The following is a 17,430-nucleotide window of genomic DNA, read 5'->3' as shown; positions in this document are numbered from 1 at the left end:
TTTTATATCGTCGATTATTCCAATTTTTTGCAGCGGCGCATTTTGCCCCATCTTTGGGATAAAAGGCAATAGATTCATATGCCGATTGGACTTTTCTTTTCACTAAGCACTTGATATCCCGCCCTCGGGCGAAGTGTAAACGGCAGCGATAGCACTATTTGCTAAAATCTCATCCCGCCACCACGCGCTGGCGAGGCCTGCGGTTTGCTCATTCCAGCCTACCCAGACCGATTCGCTGTGATTTTGCGCCATGACTTGTTTCTCCACCAGCGCGCCGGTTTCAATAAACCGCTGCGCCAGATAACGCGGCAAATATCCGCAACCCAGCCCGCTGATTTGCAGTTCCAGCTTGGTTTTAAAATCAAATACGGTTATCGCCTCTTGATCGTCGAGCAGTTGCGAAGAAACAGCGCATTCGGGTAACGAACTATCCCCGACAACAATCGCCCTGCAGCCTTTGATCACCCGACGCGAGATGGGCTCAAACTCCTCGGCTAACGGATGATGCGTTGCCACGACGAAAACTTGCTCAAGGACGCCCAGACGCGCAAAACCAAATTCGCTCGACTGCGGCGGCTCATGCAGCGCGCCGACGATAATATCCGCCCGCCCCTGGGTTAACGCTTCCCAGGAACCGCCCAGCACGCCGTTGATAAATTTAAGTCGGGTAACGCTATGACGCTGATAAAAAGCCTCAATTAACGGAGTGAGTAACGAGAAGGGAAAGGTGTCATCAACCCCAATCACCAGCTCATTTTCCCAGCCCTGGTGCAGCTTCACGGCCTGCTTTTCGAGCTCGCGTACGGTGTGAAGGACTTCGCGCCCTTTCTCAAGCAACATTTGTCCGGTTCGCGTGAAGCGGGCGCGGTGACCCGTGCGATCGAGCAGTTGAATATTGAGATCGCTTTCGAGTTTATGGACGGTATAACTGAGGGCCGAGGGCGTTTTGAAGAGCTTTGCCGACGCGGCGGCAAAGCTTCCCTCTTTTTCAAGCGCATCGAGGATAATCAGAACATCCAGCAGCGGTTTCATGTTCGCCCCCTTGCGGTGTGCGAGCGAATCCGCTGGCGGCGTTATTCCATTGGCATCACCAGCGGATCGGGATATTGATATTCAAATCCCAGTTCACGACAAATACGATTGCCATCAATCAATTTGCCTTGCCCTTCCCCAGATGCGTCGCGAAATTGCGGCGGCTCAAGCCCAAGCTGACGGGCCATCACGGGATAAAACGTACTTCGCGCCGGATGAGATGGCGCACATATATTATAGATGTGTCCGCCTTTCGGAGCCTGTAAAAGCAAGGTAATTGCGCCGATAACGTCTTCAAGATGGACAAGATTGACGCCATGCTGGCCGTTTGGAGCCGTTTTACCGGCAAAAAAACGTCCCGGATGACGTTCCGGACCAACCAGGCCCGCGAGACGTAAAATATCCACCTGCGTACCCGGTAAATTATGCAACCAGTCTTCCAGCTCTTTCAGCACGCGACCGCTGGCCGTGACCGGTTGACGTTCGGTGTTTTCCTTGACGGTACCTTCGACATCGCCATAGACCGACGTCGAGCTGGTGAAAATAATGCGCGGGATATGATGCGCCAGCGCGCTGTCGACAATTTCCTGCATCGCCTGGAGGTAGAACCCTTCCCCATCACCGCTGCGACGAGCCGGAAGCGTGATTACCAGAGCATCGACATTCATCAGCGTATCCAGATCGTCGGCGTCACAAACCAGTTCCGGCTCAAGGCGAAGCTCGACGCTGTCGATTCCCGACATCCGGGCCGCTTCGACGCCATCCAGCGTCGTTTTACTGCCGGTCACTTGCCAGCCTCTTGCCGTTAACGACATCGCTAACGGCATGCCCAGCCATCCTAAACCGACAATGGCGATCTTTTTCATACGTTTTCTCCTCGCATTCACGCGTCTGACTTAAGGCTACGCCAGCGCTGCGGAACTGACAATTCATAGCATCAATATGAAATGAATTAATGATTAAAAAAAGCCCTTGCGTTGAACAGTGAATGTGGTTTACGTTAAATGACATCAGATGCATAAGCATTCAAAGAGAATTTATATGACACGCGTTCCATTTAAAAACCACCATCATCACCATCATCCTGACTAGTCTTTCAGGCGATGTGTGCTGGAAGACGTTCAGATCTTCCAGTGGTGCGAGAACGCAAGAGAGAGCCCCCGGAAGATCATCTTCCGGGGGCTTTTTTTTGGATCGTATTCAGACAGATTAAAACAAGATAACGAGGACAACAGAATGTTAGACAACACACGTTTACGCATAGCTATTCAAAAATCAGGCCGCCTGAGCGACGATTCACGCGAATTACTGGCGCGTTGCGGGATTAAAATCAACCTGCACACTCAGCGTCTCATCGCTCTGGCTGAAAATATGCCGATTGATATCCTGCGCGTACGTGATGACGACATCCCGGGCCTGGTGATGGACGGCGTCGTTGACCTCGGTATTATCGGTGAAAACGTGCTGGAAGAAGAGTTGCTAACCCGTCGCGCGCAGGGCGAAGACCCGCGTTATTTCACTCTGCGTCGTCTGGATTTCGGCGGTTGCCGCCTGTCGCTGGCGACGCCTGCCGATGAAGCCTGGGACGGCCCTGCTGGACTGAACGGTAAACGTATTGCGACCTCGTATCCTCACCTGCTGAAACGCTATCTCGATCAGAAAGGCGTGCAGTTTAAATCCTGTCTGTTGAACGGTTCTGTTGAAGTCGCCCCGCGTGCGGGACTGGCCGACGCCATTTGCGATTTAGTGTCTACCGGCGCGACGCTCGAAGCTAACGGTCTGCGTGAAGTCGAAGTGATGTTCCGCTCAAAAGCCTGTCTTATTCAGCGCGATGGCGAGATGCCGGAAGCCAAGCAACAGCTGATTGACCGCCTGCTGACCCGTATTCAGGGCGTGATTCAGGCACGCGAATCCAAATACATCATGATGCATGCACCGACCGAGCGCCTGGACGAAGTGATTGCCCTGCTGCCAGGTGCGGAACGCCCAACCATTCTGCCGCTGGCGGGCGATCAGCAGCGCGTAGCAATGCATATGGTGAGCAGCGAAACGCTGTTCTGGGAAACCATGGAAAAGCTGAAAGCACTGGGTGCAAGCTCCATTCTGGTGCTGCCAATTGAGAAGATGATGGAGTGACCGCCATGAGCTTTAACACAATCATCGACTGGAACAGCTGTAATGACGAGCAGCAGCGCGATCTGCTGATGCGCCCGGCCATTTCTGCCTCAGAAAGTATTACTCGCACCGTCGCAGAGATTATGGATAACGTTAAAGCCCGCGGCGACGACGCGCTGCGCGAATACAGCGCAAAATTTGATAAAACCGAGGTCGGTGCGCTTAAGGTCACCGACCAGGAAATCGACGCGGCCTGTGAACGCCTTGGCGATGAAATCAAGCAGGCCATGGCGGTGGCGGTGAAAAATATTGACACCTTCCACACTGCGCAAAAACTGCAGACCGTCGATATCGAAACGCTGCCCGGCGTGCGTTGCCAGCAGGTCACGCGCCCGATTGCCTCGGTCGGGCTGTATATTCCGGGCGGCTCAGCGCCGCTGTTTTCCACCGTGCTGATGCTGGCTACGCCTGCGCGGATTGCGGGTTGTCAAAAAGTGGTGCTCTGCTCGCCGCCGCCAATTGCTGATGAGATTCTTTATGCGGCCAAACTGTGCGGCGTGAAAGACGTGTTTAAAGTCGGTGGTGCACAGGCTATCTCCGCCCTGGCGTTTGGCACCGAGTCAGTGCCGAAGGTTGACAAGATTTTTGGACCGGGTAACGCGTTCGTCACTGAAGCGAAACGCCAGGTCAGCCAGCGTTTAGACGGCGCAGCCATCGATATGCCAGCGGGTCCGTCGGAAGTGTTAGTGATTGCCGACAGTGGCGCAACGCCTGATTTCGTCGCCTCCGACTTGCTGTCACAGGCGGAACACGGCCCCGATTCTCAGGTGATTTTGCTGACGCCGGATGCCTCTATGGCCACGCGCGTCGGCGAGGCCGTTGAACGCCAGCTTGCTGACCTGCCCCGTGCCGAAACGGCGCGCCAGGCATTGTCGGCCAGCCGCCTGATCGTAGCGAAAGATCTGGAGCAATGTATTGCTATTTCGAACCAGTACGGACCGGAACACCTCATTATTCAGACCCGCAACGCTCGCGACCTGGTAGACGGCATCACCAGCGCCGGTTCTGTGTTTCTCGGCGACTGGTCGCCCGAGTCCGCAGGGGATTACGCCTCGGGCACTAACCATGTGCTGCCGACTTACGGCTACACATCTACCTGTTCAAGCCTTGGGCTGGCTGATTTCCAGAAGCGTATGACCGTGCAAGAGCTGTCCCGAGAAGGGTTTGCGGCGCTTGCCTCTACCATTGAAACTCTGGCGGCAGCCGAACGTCTCACCGCCCACAAAAACGCCGTGACGCTGCGTGTTGCAGCCCTGAAGGAGCAAGCATGAGCATTGAAGAATTAGCCCGTGACAACGTTCGCAGACTTACGCCTTATCAATCTGCTCGCCGCCTGGGCGGTAACGGCGATGTGTGGCTCAACGCCAATGAATTTCCAACGGCGGTAACGTTCGACCTTTCACAGCAGACGCTGAACCGCTACCCAGAGTGCCAGCCAAAAGCGGTTATCGAAAATTATGCCCAGTACGCTGGCGTCAAACCTGAGCAGGTGTTGGTGAGTCGTGGTGCTGACGAAGGGATTGAACTGCTCATCCGCGCGTTCTGCGAGCCGGGCAAAGACGCTGTGCTGTATTGCCAACCGACTTACGGCATGTACAGCGTCAGTGCGGAAACCTTTGGCGTAGCGTGCCGCAACGTTCTGTCACTCGACGACTGGCAGCTTGATTTGCCTGCGATTGCCGACAATCTCGACGGCGTGAAAGTCGTTTTTGTTTGCAGCCCCAATAACCCGACCGGGCAGATCATCAACCCTCAGGATGTCCGTACCCTGCTGGAAATGACCCGCGGCAAAGCGTTGGTTGTCGCCGATGAAGCCTATATCGAATTTTGCCCACAGGCCACGCTGAGCGGCTGGCTGGAAGAGTATCCGCATCTGGTCGTGCTACGCACCCTGTCAAAAGCCTTCGCACTGGCGGGTTTACGCTGCGGCTTTACGCTTGCTAATAAAGAGGTAATCGATCTGCTGATGAAGGTTATTGCGCCGTATCCTCTTTCCACGCCGGTGGCGGATATTGCCGCGCAGGCACTGACGCCCCAAGGCATCAATGCCATGCGCGAACGCGTGGCGCAAATCCTCGTGGAGCGTCAATATCTGGTGAACGCCCTGAAAGATATCCCCTGCGTTGAGCAGGTGTTCGATTCTGAAACCAATTACATCCTGGCGCGCTTTACCGCGTCCAGCGCTGTATTTAAATCTTTGTGGGATCAGGGCATTATCTTACGAGACCAAAACAAACAACCTTCCCTGAGCGGCTGTTTACGCATCACCGTGGGCACGCGGGAAGAGAGCCAGCGCGTCATTGACGCCCTTAAAGCGGAGCAAGAATGAGCCAGAAGACCCTCTTTATCGATCGTGACGGCACGATCATTTCCGAGCCGCCAAGTGATTATCAGGTCGACCGTTTCGACAAACTGGCTTTAGAGGCGGATGTCATTCCGGTTCTGCTTAATTTGCAGAAAGCCGGATTCAAGCTGGTGATGATCACTAATCAGGACGGACTGGGCACTGACAGTTTCCCGCAGGCAGATTTCGACGGGCCACATAACCTGATGATGCAGATCCTCTCCTCTCAGGGTGTGACGTTTGATGAGGTGCTGATTTGCCCGCACCTGCCGGCGGAGAATTGCGATTGCCGTAAACCTAAAGTGAAGTTGGTTGAACGCTATCTGGCTGAAGATGCTCTGGACCGTGCGAACAGTTACGTGATTGGCGACCGCGCGACGGATATTGAGCTGGCCGATAATATGGGCATTCAAGGTCTGCGCTTTAACCGCTCCGAACTGAACTGGGCGATGATTGGCGAAAAGCTAACGAAACGCGACCGCTACTCACACGTCGAGCGCAACACCAAAGAGACGCAAATCGACGTTAAGGTCTGGCTGGATCGCGAAGGCGGCAGCAAGATTCACACGGGTGTGGGTTTCTTCGACCACATGCTGGATCAAATTTGCACTCACGGTGGTTTCCGTATGGAGATCAATGTGAAAGGCGATCTGTATATCGACGATCACCACACCGTTGAAGATACCGGCCTGGCTCTGGGTGAAGCATTGAAACTGGCGCTGGGTGATAAGCGCGGCATCAACCGTTTCGGTTTTGTCCTGCCGATGGATGAGTGTCTGGCACGCTGCGCGCTGGACATTTCCGGTCGGCCGCACCTGGAGTATAAAGCTGATTTTACCTATCAGCGCGTGGGCGATTTGAGCACCGAAATGGTTGAACACTTCTTCCGCTCCCTTTCCTACACCATGGGCGTGACGCTGCACCTGAAAACAAAAGGCAAGAACGATCACCACCGTGTGGAAAGCTTGTTCAAAGTCTTCGGTCGTACGCTGCGTCAGGCCATTCGTGTGGACGGTGATACGCTGCCTTCTTCTAAAGGAGTGCTGTGATGAACGTGGTGATTCTGGACACGGGCTGCGCCAATCTGAATTCCGTCACATCGGCTATTGCGCGTCACGGCTACGAGCCGGTGGTCAGCCGCGATCCTGACCTGGTGTTACGGGCGGACAAACTTTTCCTGCCGGGCGTGGGCACCGCTCAGGCGGCAATGGATCAGATCCACGAACGCGAATTAGTGGACCTGATCAAAGCCTGCACCCAGCCCGTGCTGGGGATTTGCCTGGGCATGCAGCTTCTTGGCCGTCGCAGTGAAGAGAGTCACGGCGTGGATATGCTGGGTATCATCGAAGAAGACGTACCAAAGATGACCGACTTTGGTCTGCCGCTCCCGCATATGGGCTGGAACCGGGTTTACCCGAAAGCGGGTGACCGTTTGTTCCGGGGTATCGAAGATGGCGCGTATTTCTATTTCGTCCATAGCTACGCGATGCCGGTGAACACCTGGACCATTGCGCAATGCCATTATGGCGAGCCTTTTACCGCCGCCGTAAACAAAGATAATTTCTTTGGCGTGCAGTTTCACCCGGAGCGCTCCGGCGCCGCAGGGGCGCAGTTGCTCAAAAACTTCCTGGAGATGTGATGATTATTCCCGCACTGGATTTAATTGACGGCACGGTGGTTCGCCTGCATCAGGGGGATTACGGCCAGCAGCGCGATTACGGAAACGACCCGCTCCCACGCTTGCAGGATTATGCGGCGCAGGGCGCAGAAGTCTTACATCTGGTGGATCTGACCGGCGCGAAAGACCCGGCCAAACGCCAGATTACGTTATTGAAGTCGCTCGTTTCAGGTGTTGACGTTCCCGTGCAGGTTGGCGGCGGCGTGCGCACTGAAGAGGATGTTGCTGCACTGCTTGAGGCCGGCGTCGCACGCGTGGTGGTGGGATCTACGGCGGTCAACGATCCTGAAATGGTCAAAGGCTGGTTCCGTCGTTTTGGCGCGGATGCGCTGGTACTTGCGCTCGACGTGCGTATCGACGACCAGGGGAACAAGCAGGTCGCGGTCAGCGGCTGGCAGGAAAACTCCGGCGTGACGTTGGAAGAACTGGTTGAAATTTATCTGCCCGTTGGGCTGAAGCATGTGCTGTGCACGGATATTTCCCGCGACGGCACGCTGGCGGGATCGAATGTTTCATTGTACGAAGAGGTCTGCGCGCGTTACCCGCAGGTGGCTTTCCAGTCATCGGGTGGAATTGGTGATTTAGCCGATATCGCTGCATTGCGTGGAACAGGCGTACGTGGGGTAATCGTTGGGCGTGCCTTACTGGAAGAAAAGTTTACTGTGACGGAGGCAATTCAATGCTGGCAAAACGGATAATCCCCTGTCTTGACGTGCGCGACGGTCAGGTAGTGAAAGGCGTACAGTTTCGCAATCACGAAATCATTGGCGATATCGTGCCGCTGGCAAGACGTTATGCAGAAGAAGGCGCAGATGAGCTGGTGTTTTACGATATCACCGCATCAAGCGATGGCCGTGTGGTTGATAAAAGCTGGGTTGCACGCGTTGCCGAAGTGATTGATATTCCCTTCTGCGTCGCTGGCGGAATCAAGTCTGCGGACGACGCGGCAAAAATCCTCTCGTTTGGGGCAGATAAGATTTCCATCAACTCCCCTGCCCTGGCAGACCCGGAACTGATCACGCGTCTTGCAGAGCGCTTCGGCGTGCAGTGTATCGTCGTGGGGATTGATACCTGGTATGACGACGTAACCGGTAAGTACCACGTTAACCAATACACGGGCGATGAAAGCCGTACTCGCGTGACGCAGTGGGAAACCCTGGATTGGGTGCAGGAAGTGCAAAAACGCGGCGCAGGCGAAATCGTGCTGAATATGATGAACCAGGATGGCGTGCGTAACGGCTACGATCTGGAGCAGCTCAAGAAAGTGCGGGCCGTGTGCCATGTGCCAATGATCGCCTCCGGCGGCGCGGGAACCATGGAGCATTTTCTCGAAGCCTTCCGCGATGCGGATGTTGACGGCGCGTTAGCCGCATCGGTATTCCACAAACAGATTATCAATATTGGTGAGTTAAAAACGTACCTGGCCGGCCAGGGCGTGGAGATTAGGTTATGTTAACTGAACAACAACGGGCGCAACTGGACTGGGAAAAAACTGACGGATTATTGCCGGTGGTTGTGCAACACGCGGTGTCTGGCGAAGTGCTGATGCTGGGTTACATGAACCAGGAGGCATTAGCGCAAACACTCGACAGCAAGAAAGTGACCTTTTTCTCGCGCACTAAACAGCGTCTATGGACCAAGGGTGAAAGCTCCGGTAATTTTCTGAACGTGGTCAGTGTGACTCCCGATTGCGATAACGATACGTTGCTGGTGTTGGCTAACCCTGTTGGCCCAACCTGTCATCTGGGGACCAGCAGCTGCTTTGGCGATGCCAGCCACCAGTGGCTGTTCCTCTATCAGCTTGAGCAACTGCTGGCTGAGCGCAAAACGGCCGATCCGGACAGCTCATATACCGCGAAACTGTATGCCAGCGGCACCAAACGTATTGCGCAGAAAGTGGGCGAAGAAGGGGTTGAAACCGCACTGGCGGCAACGGTCAACGACCGCGAAGAGTTAAAAAACGAAGCATCTGATTTGATGTATCACCTGCTCGTCCTGTTGCAGGATCAGGAGCTGGATTTAACGGCTGTCATTGAGAATTTACGCCAGCGACACAAATAAAAAAAGACCGGGGAAACCCGGTCTTCTCTTTTATGCCTTTCTCTTTTTATCGAGAGAAACTGACTTAATGCTTTGGTGTGTAGTTGCGTAACGCATTACGACCCAGCACCACACCAGCACCGATAATGCCGCCCAACAGTATGGCCAGAATTAATGTAATACCTTTTTTCGGACTGTCGCGGCGAATAGGTAGATCCGGTTTCATTACATAGCGATAGGCATGGATAGTTGCCGGGTCAACGTTCAGATTTTGGATATCCAGCAAGTTTTGTTTTGTCTGATAATAAGCGGGGGAGAAAACCAGTGGACGGGTTGACTCATTCTGAATCATGGAATTCAGCGCTTCGCTACCCAGCAGGAACATGGTGTCCTGCGTGACGTCCTGCGTTTGTTGGATTTGCGGTGCAGTGATTTTCGCCGCCTGAGCGAACTTCACCGCCTCGGCGATTTGTTTGATTCGCAGTTCTTTTTGTTCCTGAGCCACTTTTTCCTGGTTTTCCAGAGAATCATTCAGGGTTTTGATTTGCTGCTTAATATTGTCTTTAAGGTCAACATCAAGCTCTTTAGCCGTCTGCTCGTCAACCTGTTGAATATACTGTGCCAATTGTTTCTGCGCAGCTTCAGCAGACTCGCCAACGTAGGAGACGCTCAGAGGCAATGGCTGGCCTTTAACAGCCGCATCAATGGTTAATTTTTCAGGAGCTTCCTGATTATCTAGCGACTGCGCTAACGCAGAGAAAGCAGAATTAAAACGTCCAACAACACGGAGTTGAGTATCCAACATGGTTGGAGCAGAGGAGCCATAAAGAATGTTAAGGGCGTTGGTATAGGTAACAATCTGTGCAGCATCTGGCTGAGTGATAATCGCACTAGAAGTCCATTTCTCTTTGGCAGTGCTGATGTATACACCGGCAAACACTATCGCGACTACCACAAATGCAGCAATTGTCCACTTCCCACGCCATAGTTGCATCACCAAATCAATCAAATCTATCTGTTCTGGGTCATTTTGACTTCTGACCTCATTATTGCTGTTCTGGGACATATAATCCTTAACGAAATATCTACGCAAAAATAATATTTAGCTAGTGTATCGCTTGTTGGCAAATTTTCTATAAGAATCCTGTGAGTTATCTGCTGACTGGCGAAGTTTTGCTTACTTCCGGCTTAGGAGTATGATGACGCTTAACGGTTTATGCTATACGAATAGCGTTATATGTTAATACAGAGGATGAATATGAAATTTCTGGTCACCGGTGCAGCAGGCTTTATCGGCTTCCATGTTAGCGGACGCCTTCTGGACGCAGGTCATCAGGTTGTCGGGATTGATAATCTTAATGATTACTACGATGTCAGTCTGAAAGAAGCCCGATTGAATCTGCTGACATCTGAGAACTTCACTTTCCATAAGCTTGATCTGGCCGATCGTGAAGGAATGGCAGCACTGTTTGCCAACGAGAAATTTGACCGCGTCATCCATCTGGCGGCTCAAGCTGGCGTACGTTATTCACTGGAGAATCCGCACGCTTATGCGGATGCTAACCTCATTGGTCATCTGAACGTGCTTGAAGGGTGTCGACATAATCAGGTTCAACACCTGCTTTATGCCTCCTCCAGCTCGGTTTATGGCCTTAATCGCAAGATGCCCTTCTCTACCGATGACTCAGTGGATCACCCAGTGTCACTGTATGCAGCGACCAAAAAAGCCAACGAGTTGATGTCGCATACTTATTCCCATCTTTATAACTTGCCAACGACTGGGCTGCGCTTCTTTACGGTATATGGCCCATGGGGTCGCCCGGATATGGCCCTGTTCAAGTTCACAAAGGCGATGATCGAAGGTAATAGTATCGATGTCTATAACTACGGCAAGATGAAGCGCGACTTCACCTATATTGATGATATTGCCGAAGCCATCATTCGTTTGCAGGATGTTATTCCGCAGGCCGATACGGAATGGACTGTCGAAACCGGATCGCCTGCCACAAGTTCAGCTCCGTATCGCGTCTATAATATCGGCAACAGTTCCCCTGTCGAACTGATGGATTACATCACCGCACTAGAAGAAGCGCTGGGCAAAGAAGCGCAGAAAAATATGATGCCTATCCAGCCAGGTGATGTTCTGGAAACCAGCGCAGACACCAAAGCACTGTTTGAAGTGATCGGCTTCAAGCCGCAAACGACCGTCAAAGACGGTGTGAAGAATTTCGTGGACTGGTACCGTAATTTTTACAAGGTGTAATAAAACAAAAAGCCCGGCAATGCCGGGCTTTTTTACACGCTAAATAAGTGACTTAATCGCTTCCGAAAAGATCGCGTGTATACACTTTATCCGCGACGTCTGCTAACTCCTCCGCCATACGGTTAGAGATAATGACATCGGCTTCTTTTTTGAAGGCATCCAGATCACGGATGACGCGCGAGTGGAAGAATTCATCTTCTTTCATCGCCGGTTCATAAATAATGACCTGAACGCCTTTTGCCTTAATACGCTTCATAATCCCTTGAATTGAAGAGGCGCGGAAGTTATCCGAACCACTCTTCATAATCAGGCGATAAACCCCAACGACTTTAGGCTGTCGCGCCAGAATAGAGTCAGAGATAAAATCTTTACGCGTACGGTTAGCATCAACAATCGCTGAAATCAGATTGTTTGGCACCGCCTGATAGTTCGCCAGCAACTGTTTGGTATCTTTTGGCAGGCAGTAACCACCATAGCCGAAGGAAGGATTGTTATAGTGATTGCCGATGCGAGGATCCAGGCAGACCCCTTCGATGATCTGACGGGTGTTTAGTCCCAGGCTTTCCGCATAGCTATCCAGCTCGTTGAAGTACGCCACGCGCATCGCCAGATAGGTATTAGCGAACAGTTTTATCGCCTCGGCTTCTGTCGCATCGGTGAAGAGCACATCAATGTTTTTCTTAATAGCCCCTTCCTGCAATAGCGCTGCAAAACGCTCGGCACGTTCAGAACGTTCACCAATGACAATGCGCGATGGATGCAGATTGTCGTACAACGCTTTGCCTTCACGCAAAAACTCGGGTGAGAAGATGACGTTATCAATGCCTAATTTTTCCTTGATGGACTGGGTAAAGCCCACTGGAATGGTCGATTTGATAATCATCACGGCATTAGGGTTAATCGCAGTCACATCGTTGATGACGGCTTCTACGCTGGACGTGTTGAAGTAGTTTGTCTTTGCATCGTAATCAGTTGGCGTAGCGATAATCACATAATCTGCGCCGCGGTATGCGTCTTCTTTATCGGTCGTAGCGCGGAAATTAAGCGGTTTATTCGCCAGATAATCCTCGATCTCTTTGTCAACAATAGGAGAGATCTTCTGGTTAAGCATATCCACTTTAGCCTGCACGATATCCAATGCGACCACTTCATGGTTCTGCGCGATCAAAATACCGTTAGAAAGACCAACATAGCCTGTACCGGAGATTGTAATTTTCATTCTTTCAACTTCTTCAAGTATGAGTTTCAGGAGGCATTAACAGCACCGCCACAATAAACAACTGTTGAGGTTTTTACCTCTTATGTTTATCTGCTGTCAAGGCAAAGCCCTTTGAATTAATGTGTGAAAAAACAGCATTCTGTTTTGAGAAAATGCAGTGAAAGGGGATAACGCAGCGAAATAAGGGCATTAACGCCATAAAAAAGCCCGGAAATTATCACCGGGCTATGCTTTGGGACTCAATTAAATCAGATTAATCCAGCCATTCGGTGTGGAACACACCTTCTTTGTCAGTGCGTTTGTATGTGTGCGCACCGAAGTAGTCACGCTGCGCCTGAATCAAGTTGGCTGGCAGCACGGCTGAACGATAGCTATCGTAATAGGCAACAGCTGCAGAGAAGGTCGGAACAGGAATGCCGTTCTGAATCGCATAGGCAACAACATCACGCAGCGCTTGCTGATAGTCATCAGCGATCTTTTTGAAGTACGGAGCCAGCAACAAGTTGGCGATATTCGCATTTTCCGCATAAGCATCGGTGATTTTCTGCAGGAACTGGGCACGAATGATGCAGCCCGCACGGAAGATCTTCGCGATCTCACCGTAATTCAGATCCCAGTTGTTCTCATCGGAAGCGGCACGCAATTGTGAGAAGCCCTGAGCATAAGAAACCAATTTGCCCAGATACAGTGCGCGACGGACTTTCTCGATGAATTCAGCTTTATCACCAGCAGGCTTCGCCTGCGGGCCAGACAGCACTTTAGATGCTGCAACACGCTGCTCTTTCAAGGAAGAGATATAGCGTGCGAACACGGATTCAGTAATCAGAGACAGTGGCTCACCGAGATCCAGAGAGCTCTGGCTGGTCCATTTACCGGTACCTTTGTTAGCAGCTTCATCCAGGATAACGTCAACCAGGTAGATTCCGTCTTCGTCCTTCTTAGTGAAGATGTCTTTGGTGATATCGATCAGGTAGCTGCTTAGCTCGCCATTGTTCCACTCAGTGAACGTCTGCGCTAGCTCTTCGTTAGAAAGATTCAGGCCGCCTTTCAACAGAGCATAGGCTTCTGCAATCAGCTGCATGTCGCCGTATTCAATGCCGTTATGGACCATTTTAACGTAATGACCCGCACCGTCTGGACCAATGTAGGTTACGCACGGTTCGCCATCTTCCGCGACAGCAGCGATTTTCGTCAGGATTGGCGCAACTAATTCATACGCTTCTTTCTGACCGCCAGGCATGATGGATGGGCCCTTCAGAGCGCCCTCTTCGCCACCGGACACACCCGTACCGATGAAGTTGAAGCCTTCAGCAGACAGTTCGCGATTACGACGGATAGTGTCGTGGAAGAAGGTATTACCGCCATCAATAATGATGTCGCCTTTATCCAGGTACGGCTTCAGGGAATCGATAGCAGCATCAGTGCCAGCGCCTGCTTTCACCATTAACAGGATACGACGTGGTGTTTCCAGGGATTCAACAAATTCCTGGACCGTGTAAAAAGGAACAAGCTTCTTGCCCGGATTTTCAGCGATGACTTCTTCGGTTTTATCGCGGGAGCGGTTGAAAACGGAGACGGTATAACCGCGGCTTTCGATGTTGAGCGCCAGGTTGCGCCCCATCACTGCCATACCGACAACGCCGATCTGTTGCTTGGACATTACATACTCCTGTCAGGTGTGGTCACCGCGACTTATGCGCGGCTTGAATGTATCTTTGATGTTAACTCAGGTAATGTAAGACTTGATAGTGCAAGATGAACTAAAAGACAAGAATTGGATAAATAACAAACATATTATTAAGAACAACTAAAAATTATGATTCTATATCTTTATTGTAATGTTCTAAAAAATCGATAATTTTCTTTAGGTTAAATTCAGCATTATCAACAGTTGCTGATTCCGTGTAACACCTAAACTCAGGAGCATTTCCGGATGGTCGCAAATGTACAAAGTCACCAGAACTCAAAGCCATTTTGATGCCATCAGTCTGATCAATACCCTCAACCTCGACAGTTACACCTAAAACCTTAGAAATAAAATCAGAAGGATTATTTAGAACGGAGTGAAGAACTGAATTACATTTCTCTTTACTAAAATCAGTAACACGGTTTGATGCAGAATATCGCTGGGGAAGTTGCAGTACATGTGTAGAAATCGGGGTTGTTTGTGCAAGATACATCAGCATTAAAAATGGTAATACAGCATCTCTGGTCGGTAATGCCTGAAGAAATTCGTTATTAAAATGAATACCGCTACCAAGCAAAAAACCGCCATTCGCTTCAAAGCCTGCTACGGTACGATGATTTTGTAATAATAAAGAAAAAGCATCAATTACATAAGGTGAACCAATTTTAGTACGAATGACCTTGGAGATATACTGAGATTTTTCAATAGCTGAATTACAACTTATTGGGATAGCAATAGCCTCAACGTTAAGTGCATGAGCACAAAGCAATCCAAGGATATCACCACGAAGCCATTCACCACTTTCATCCGCGACCAGTGGACGATCACCATCACCATCAGTAGAAAAAATAGCATCAAAACCATAACGTTTTGACCATCCCCGCGCTTTATCTCGATCAACAATACTCACAGCTTCAGTATCGATTGGCACAAAAATATCGCTGCGTTCCAAAGATGTTACTTCAGCACCCAATCTTGTAAACAGTTTGGAATAGACATCTCTTCCTGAGCTCGAATGCTCATAAATACCAATTTTCTTCCCTAAAAGGAAGTTTTCAGGAAAAAGTTTAGTATATCTTTCAATGTAAAAATCTTTTGCTTTTGATGACTCTGATAATTTAGGAAAATCAATAGGTTTAAATTCAAACTCAAAAGAATTATTGCAAATAGCCAGTTCGTCTTGTTTATTAATCTCACCCTCTGGAGTGTAAAATTTTAGGCCATTTCGGTCAAATGGTATATGGCTGCCGGTCACCATAACAGAAGGTATTTTGTGAGCGATGCCTTGTAGCGCCAGTGCAGGCGTCGGGAGCACCCCATAATATTCAACATTATAACCAGCTTCTTGTATCGCAGAAGCACAAGCCTGTGCTATTGAATAACTACTAGGTCTATTGTCAATACCGATTGCGACAGATGAAAATGAATAGCTCTGTTCCATGTGCTTAATAAAATTAAGGACAAAAGAAAAAACCACTTCTGTTGAAAAATCTACTACTAAGCCACGAGCACCACTAGTTCCAAATTCAATTTTTGAATTTGAAATCGTTATTTTAGTATCCATTATTAATTCCGTTTAAAAGAAGGATGATTATCATCTTCAGTAAGGGAGAGCCCAGTCTGGATTTCGACAATTTCAAGGAGATATTCTCCCGAATTTCTGACTATATGCGTAGTACCGGAAGATATATAAGTTGATTGATTCTCTTTTAAAACAATCAACTCATCATTTTTTGTCACCTCGGCTATACCTTGTACAACAATCCAGTGCTCTGCACGGTGATAATGAACTTGTTCATCAATACTACAACCAGGTTTAATATTAAGACGACGTATTTGGAATCCATTTCCTGTGCCAATAATGGTATAAAACCCCCATGGTCTATAAATGGTTTTATGATTAATACATTCCACTCTCCCTTGAGCGAAAAGTTTCTCATAAATAACCTTTACATCTTGGACATGGTTTTTACTAGAAACCAGAACTGCGTCTGCAGTGTTAACTACGATAAGATCTTCTATGCCAATTGTCGCTACCAATCCTTGTTCTGATTGCACGAAACAGTTAGTTGTATTCCGTGTAATCACGTCCCCCTTGATAAAATTCCCATTCTGATCTTTATCAAGTGTCTCCCATAGTGAAGTCCATGAGCCTACATCACTCCATTTCATACTGGTAGTCATCATCACTGAAGCAGTCGTATGTTCCATCACGGCATAATCTATAGATTTTGAAGGACACCGTGAAAATATTTCTTTCTGAGGCCTGATAAAATCCAAGTCATGAGAAACATCTTGCATAGATTTTCTACATATCTCAAATATTTCCGGCTCGAACTTCTCAAGTTCCGATAAATAAACGGAAGCTTTAAATAGAAATATCCCACTATTCCAGAAATAATCACCTGACTGAATATAAGCTTGTGCATTCGCTTGGTCAGGCTTTTCAACAAAATTATCTACGTTATAGACATCATTACTCAGCTGAGCGCCTCTTTTAATATAACCATAACCTGTTTCAGGCTTATGTGGTGCTATGCCAAATGTTATTAGCTTATCATTAATTGCATATGGAATAGATTGATTAATTGAAGTGAGAAATCGCTCAGGGTCTGTTATAACATGGTCAGCGGCAAGAACGAGCAATAAATTCTCACCATCTTCGGAATGATTATTGTTCAGAGCAGAAAAACACGCAAGAGCAATCGCTGGAGCAGTATTTTTTCCAAGCGGTTCGAGAATAATGGTACTATTCTCAAGTTGATCAATTTCTCTTAATTGCTCAGCAATAACAAAACGGTGATCTTCGTTACAAATAACTATATTTTTATTAATATTAAGATCATTTATTCTAAGTAATGTATCCTGAAGTAATGTATTAGAACTACATAAATTTAGAAATTGTTTAGGGTACGCCATTCTTGATAGTGGCCATAAGCGTGAACCCGTCCCCCCAGACAATACGACTGGTATAATATTTATTTTAGACATA

General features: G+C 49.5%; 17 protein-coding genes and 1 other annotated feature. Of the genes, 10 read left to right on the top strand and 7 right to left on the bottom strand.

All coding sequences use genetic code 11. The features are described 5' to 3' along the window. Nucleotides 1–102: 102 nt before the first annotated feature. On the bottom strand, nucleotides 103–1,032 hold the full coding sequence (locus AC0LWE_RS13180) for a LysR substrate-binding domain-containing protein (RefSeq protein ID WP_474265537.1): 930 nt from the start codon (nucleotides 1,030–1,032) through the stop codon (nucleotides 103–105). 41 nt (nucleotides 1,033–1,073) lie between these two features. Continuing rightward, the gene (locus AC0LWE_RS13175) at nucleotides 1,074–1,898 is read right to left on the bottom strand and encodes an SDR family oxidoreductase (protein ID WP_059179573.1); all 825 of its coding nucleotides are present in this window, start codon (nucleotides 1,896–1,898) and stop codon (nucleotides 1,074–1,076) included. A 175-nt stretch (nucleotides 1,899–2,073) separates the two neighbouring features. On the opposite strand from AC0LWE_RS13175, the gene hisL reads away from it, so the two are divergent. The 9 genes from hisL to hisIE all read left to right on the top strand — a co-directional run bounded on the left by hisL (nucleotide 2,074) and on the right by hisIE (nucleotide 9,290). Next, the gene (hisL, locus tag AC0LWE_RS13170; protein ID WP_099516347.1) at nucleotides 2,074–2,124 is read left to right on the top strand and encodes a his operon leader peptide; all 51 of its coding nucleotides are present in this window, start codon (nucleotides 2,074–2,076) and stop codon (nucleotides 2,122–2,124) included. Further along, nucleotides 2,100–2,223 (top strand) — a sequence feature (His leader region). Its footprint overlaps the gene before it by 25 nt. A 45-nt stretch (nucleotides 2,224–2,268) precedes the next feature. After that, nucleotides 2,269–3,168, top strand: coding sequence for an ATP phosphoribosyltransferase (hisG, locus tag AC0LWE_RS13165; RefSeq protein WP_059179572.1), 900 nt, complete (start codon nucleotides 2,269–2,271; stop codon nucleotides 3,166–3,168). A gap of 5 nt (nucleotides 3,169–3,173) precedes the next feature. Beyond that, nucleotides 3,174–4,478, top strand: coding sequence for a histidinol dehydrogenase (gene hisD / locus AC0LWE_RS13160; RefSeq protein ID WP_219347604.1), 1,305 nt, complete (start codon nucleotides 3,174–3,176; stop codon nucleotides 4,476–4,478). Then, the gene (hisC, locus tag AC0LWE_RS13155; protein ID WP_059179570.1) at nucleotides 4,475–5,536 is read left to right on the top strand and encodes a histidinol-phosphate transaminase; all 1,062 of its coding nucleotides are present in this window, start codon (nucleotides 4,475–4,477) and stop codon (nucleotides 5,534–5,536) included. The genes hisD and hisC overlap by 4 nt, the downstream gene beginning before the upstream one ends. Beyond that, nucleotides 5,533–6,600, top strand: a complete 1,068-nt coding sequence (gene hisB / locus AC0LWE_RS13150; RefSeq protein ID WP_202667555.1) for a bifunctional histidinol-phosphatase/imidazoleglycerol-phosphate dehydratase HisB — start codon at nucleotides 5,533–5,535, stop codon at nucleotides 6,598–6,600. The genes hisC and hisB overlap by 4 nt, the downstream gene beginning before the upstream one ends. Then, nucleotides 6,600–7,190, top strand: a complete 591-nt coding sequence (gene hisH / locus AC0LWE_RS13145) for an imidazole glycerol phosphate synthase subunit HisH (RefSeq protein ID WP_059179568.1) — start codon at nucleotides 6,600–6,602, stop codon at nucleotides 7,188–7,190. The genes hisB and hisH overlap by 1 nt, the downstream gene beginning before the upstream one ends. Further along, the gene (gene hisA / locus AC0LWE_RS13140) at nucleotides 7,190–7,927 is read left to right on the top strand and encodes a 1-(5-phosphoribosyl)-5-[(5-phosphoribosylamino)methylideneamino]imidazole-4-carboxamide isomerase (RefSeq protein ID WP_131489331.1); all 738 of its coding nucleotides are present in this window, start codon (nucleotides 7,190–7,192) and stop codon (nucleotides 7,925–7,927) included. Before hisH ends, hisA begins: the two co-directional genes overlap by 1 nt. After that, nucleotides 7,909–8,685: an imidazole glycerol phosphate synthase subunit HisF gene (gene hisF, locus AC0LWE_RS13135; RefSeq protein WP_216981215.1), complete on the top strand. Its 777-nt coding sequence runs from the start codon at nucleotides 7,909–7,911 to the stop codon at nucleotides 8,683–8,685. Before hisA ends, hisF begins: the two co-directional genes overlap by 19 nt. Further along, nucleotides 8,679–9,290, top strand: coding sequence for a bifunctional phosphoribosyl-AMP cyclohydrolase/phosphoribosyl-ATP diphosphatase HisIE (hisIE, locus tag AC0LWE_RS13130; RefSeq protein WP_202667554.1), 612 nt, complete (start codon nucleotides 8,679–8,681; stop codon nucleotides 9,288–9,290). The genes hisF and hisIE overlap by 7 nt, the downstream gene beginning before the upstream one ends. A 64-nt stretch (nucleotides 9,291–9,354) precedes the next feature. Here hisIE and wzzB read toward each other — a convergent pair whose 3' ends face one another. After that, complete coding sequence (wzzB, locus tag AC0LWE_RS13125) at nucleotides 9,355–10,335, bottom strand: LPS O-antigen chain length determinant protein WzzB (RefSeq protein ID WP_202667553.1); 981 nt, start codon at nucleotides 10,333–10,335, stop codon at nucleotides 9,355–9,357. A gap of 192 nt (nucleotides 10,336–10,527) precedes the next feature. Here wzzB and AC0LWE_RS13120 point away from each other — a divergent pair, with 192 nt between their 5' ends. Continuing rightward, a complete protein-coding gene (locus AC0LWE_RS13120) occupies nucleotides 10,528–11,532 on the top strand; it encodes an NAD-dependent epimerase (protein ID WP_059179563.1) in 1,005 nt (334 codons plus the stop codon). 52 nt (nucleotides 11,533–11,584) lie between these two features. Here AC0LWE_RS13120 and ugd read toward each other — a convergent pair whose 3' ends face one another. The 4 genes from ugd to AC0LWE_RS13100 form a co-directional block, all read right to left on the bottom strand. Continuing rightward, on the bottom strand, nucleotides 11,585–12,751 hold the full coding sequence (ugd, locus tag AC0LWE_RS13115) for a UDP-glucose 6-dehydrogenase (RefSeq protein ID WP_059179562.1): 1,167 nt from the start codon (nucleotides 12,749–12,751) through the stop codon (nucleotides 11,585–11,587). Nucleotides 12,752–13,004: 253 nt separating this feature from the next. Then, the gene (gndA, locus tag AC0LWE_RS13110) at nucleotides 13,005–14,411 is read right to left on the bottom strand and encodes an NADP-dependent phosphogluconate dehydrogenase (protein ID WP_059179561.1); all 1,407 of its coding nucleotides are present in this window, start codon (nucleotides 14,409–14,411) and stop codon (nucleotides 13,005–13,007) included. 154 nt (nucleotides 14,412–14,565) lie between these two features. Further along, nucleotides 14,566–16,002: a phosphomannomutase gene (locus AC0LWE_RS13105; RefSeq protein ID WP_202667552.1), complete on the bottom strand. Its 1,437-nt coding sequence runs from the start codon at nucleotides 16,000–16,002 to the stop codon at nucleotides 14,566–14,568. A gap of 2 nt (nucleotides 16,003–16,004) precedes the next feature. Next, on the bottom strand, nucleotides 16,005–17,429 hold the full coding sequence (locus AC0LWE_RS13100; RefSeq protein WP_202667551.1) for a mannose-1-phosphate guanylyltransferase/mannose-6-phosphate isomerase: 1,425 nt from the start codon (nucleotides 17,427–17,429) through the stop codon (nucleotides 16,005–16,007). Between the last annotated feature and the right edge of the window lies 1 nt (nucleotide 17,430).

The sequence above is a fragment of the Lelliottia sp. RD5 genome (assembly GCF_056032945.1).
Note: the sequence above shows the minus strand (reverse complement) of the source record. Positions and strands in the feature narration are given on the sequence as shown.

Excerpts from the sequence above, each read along its gene's own strand:
- AC0LWE_RS13180 (WP_474265537.1), bottom strand. The coding sequence starts at position 1,032 with ATGAAACCGCTGCTGGATGTTCTGATTATCCTCGATGCGCTTGAAAAA.
- gndA (WP_059179561.1), bottom strand. The coding sequence starts at position 14,411 with ATGTCCAAGCAACAGATCGGCGTTGTCGGTATGGCAGTGATGGGGCGC.
- hisIE (WP_202667554.1), top strand. The coding sequence starts at position 8,679 with ATGTTAACTGAACAACAACGGGCGCAACTGGACTGGGAAAAAACTGAC.
- hisH (WP_059179568.1), top strand. The coding sequence starts at position 6,600 with ATGAACGTGGTGATTCTGGACACGGGCTGCGCCAATCTGAATTCCGTC.
- hisF (WP_216981215.1), top strand. The coding sequence starts at position 7,909 with ATGCTGGCAAAACGGATAATCCCCTGTCTTGACGTGCGCGACGGTCAG.
- hisG (WP_059179572.1), top strand. The coding sequence starts at position 2,269 with ATGTTAGACAACACACGTTTACGCATAGCTATTCAAAAATCAGGCCGC.
- hisB (WP_202667555.1), top strand. The coding sequence starts at position 5,533 with ATGAGCCAGAAGACCCTCTTTATCGATCGTGACGGCACGATCATTTCC.
- AC0LWE_RS13175 (WP_059179573.1), bottom strand. The coding sequence starts at position 1,898 with ATGAAAAAGATCGCCATTGTCGGTTTAGGATGGCTGGGCATGCCGTTA.
- AC0LWE_RS13120 (WP_059179563.1), top strand. The coding sequence starts at position 10,528 with ATGAAATTTCTGGTCACCGGTGCAGCAGGCTTTATCGGCTTCCATGTT.
- hisD (WP_219347604.1), top strand. The coding sequence starts at position 3,174 with ATGAGCTTTAACACAATCATCGACTGGAACAGCTGTAATGACGAGCAG.
- hisA (WP_131489331.1), top strand. The coding sequence starts at position 7,190 with ATGATTATTCCCGCACTGGATTTAATTGACGGCACGGTGGTTCGCCTG.
- AC0LWE_RS13105 (WP_202667552.1), bottom strand. The coding sequence starts at position 16,002 with ATGGATACTAAAATAACGATTTCAAATTCAAAAATTGAATTTGGAACT.
- ugd (WP_059179562.1), bottom strand. The coding sequence starts at position 12,751 with ATGAAAATTACAATCTCCGGTACAGGCTATGTTGGTCTTTCTAACGGT.
- AC0LWE_RS13100 (WP_202667551.1), bottom strand. The coding sequence starts at position 17,429 with ATGTCTAAAATAAATATTATACCAGTCGTATTGTCTGGGGGGACGGGT.
- hisC (WP_059179570.1), top strand. The coding sequence starts at position 4,475 with ATGAGCATTGAAGAATTAGCCCGTGACAACGTTCGCAGACTTACGCCT.
- wzzB (WP_202667553.1), bottom strand. The coding sequence starts at position 10,335 with ATGTCCCAGAACAGCAATAATGAGGTCAGAAGTCAAAATGACCCAGAA.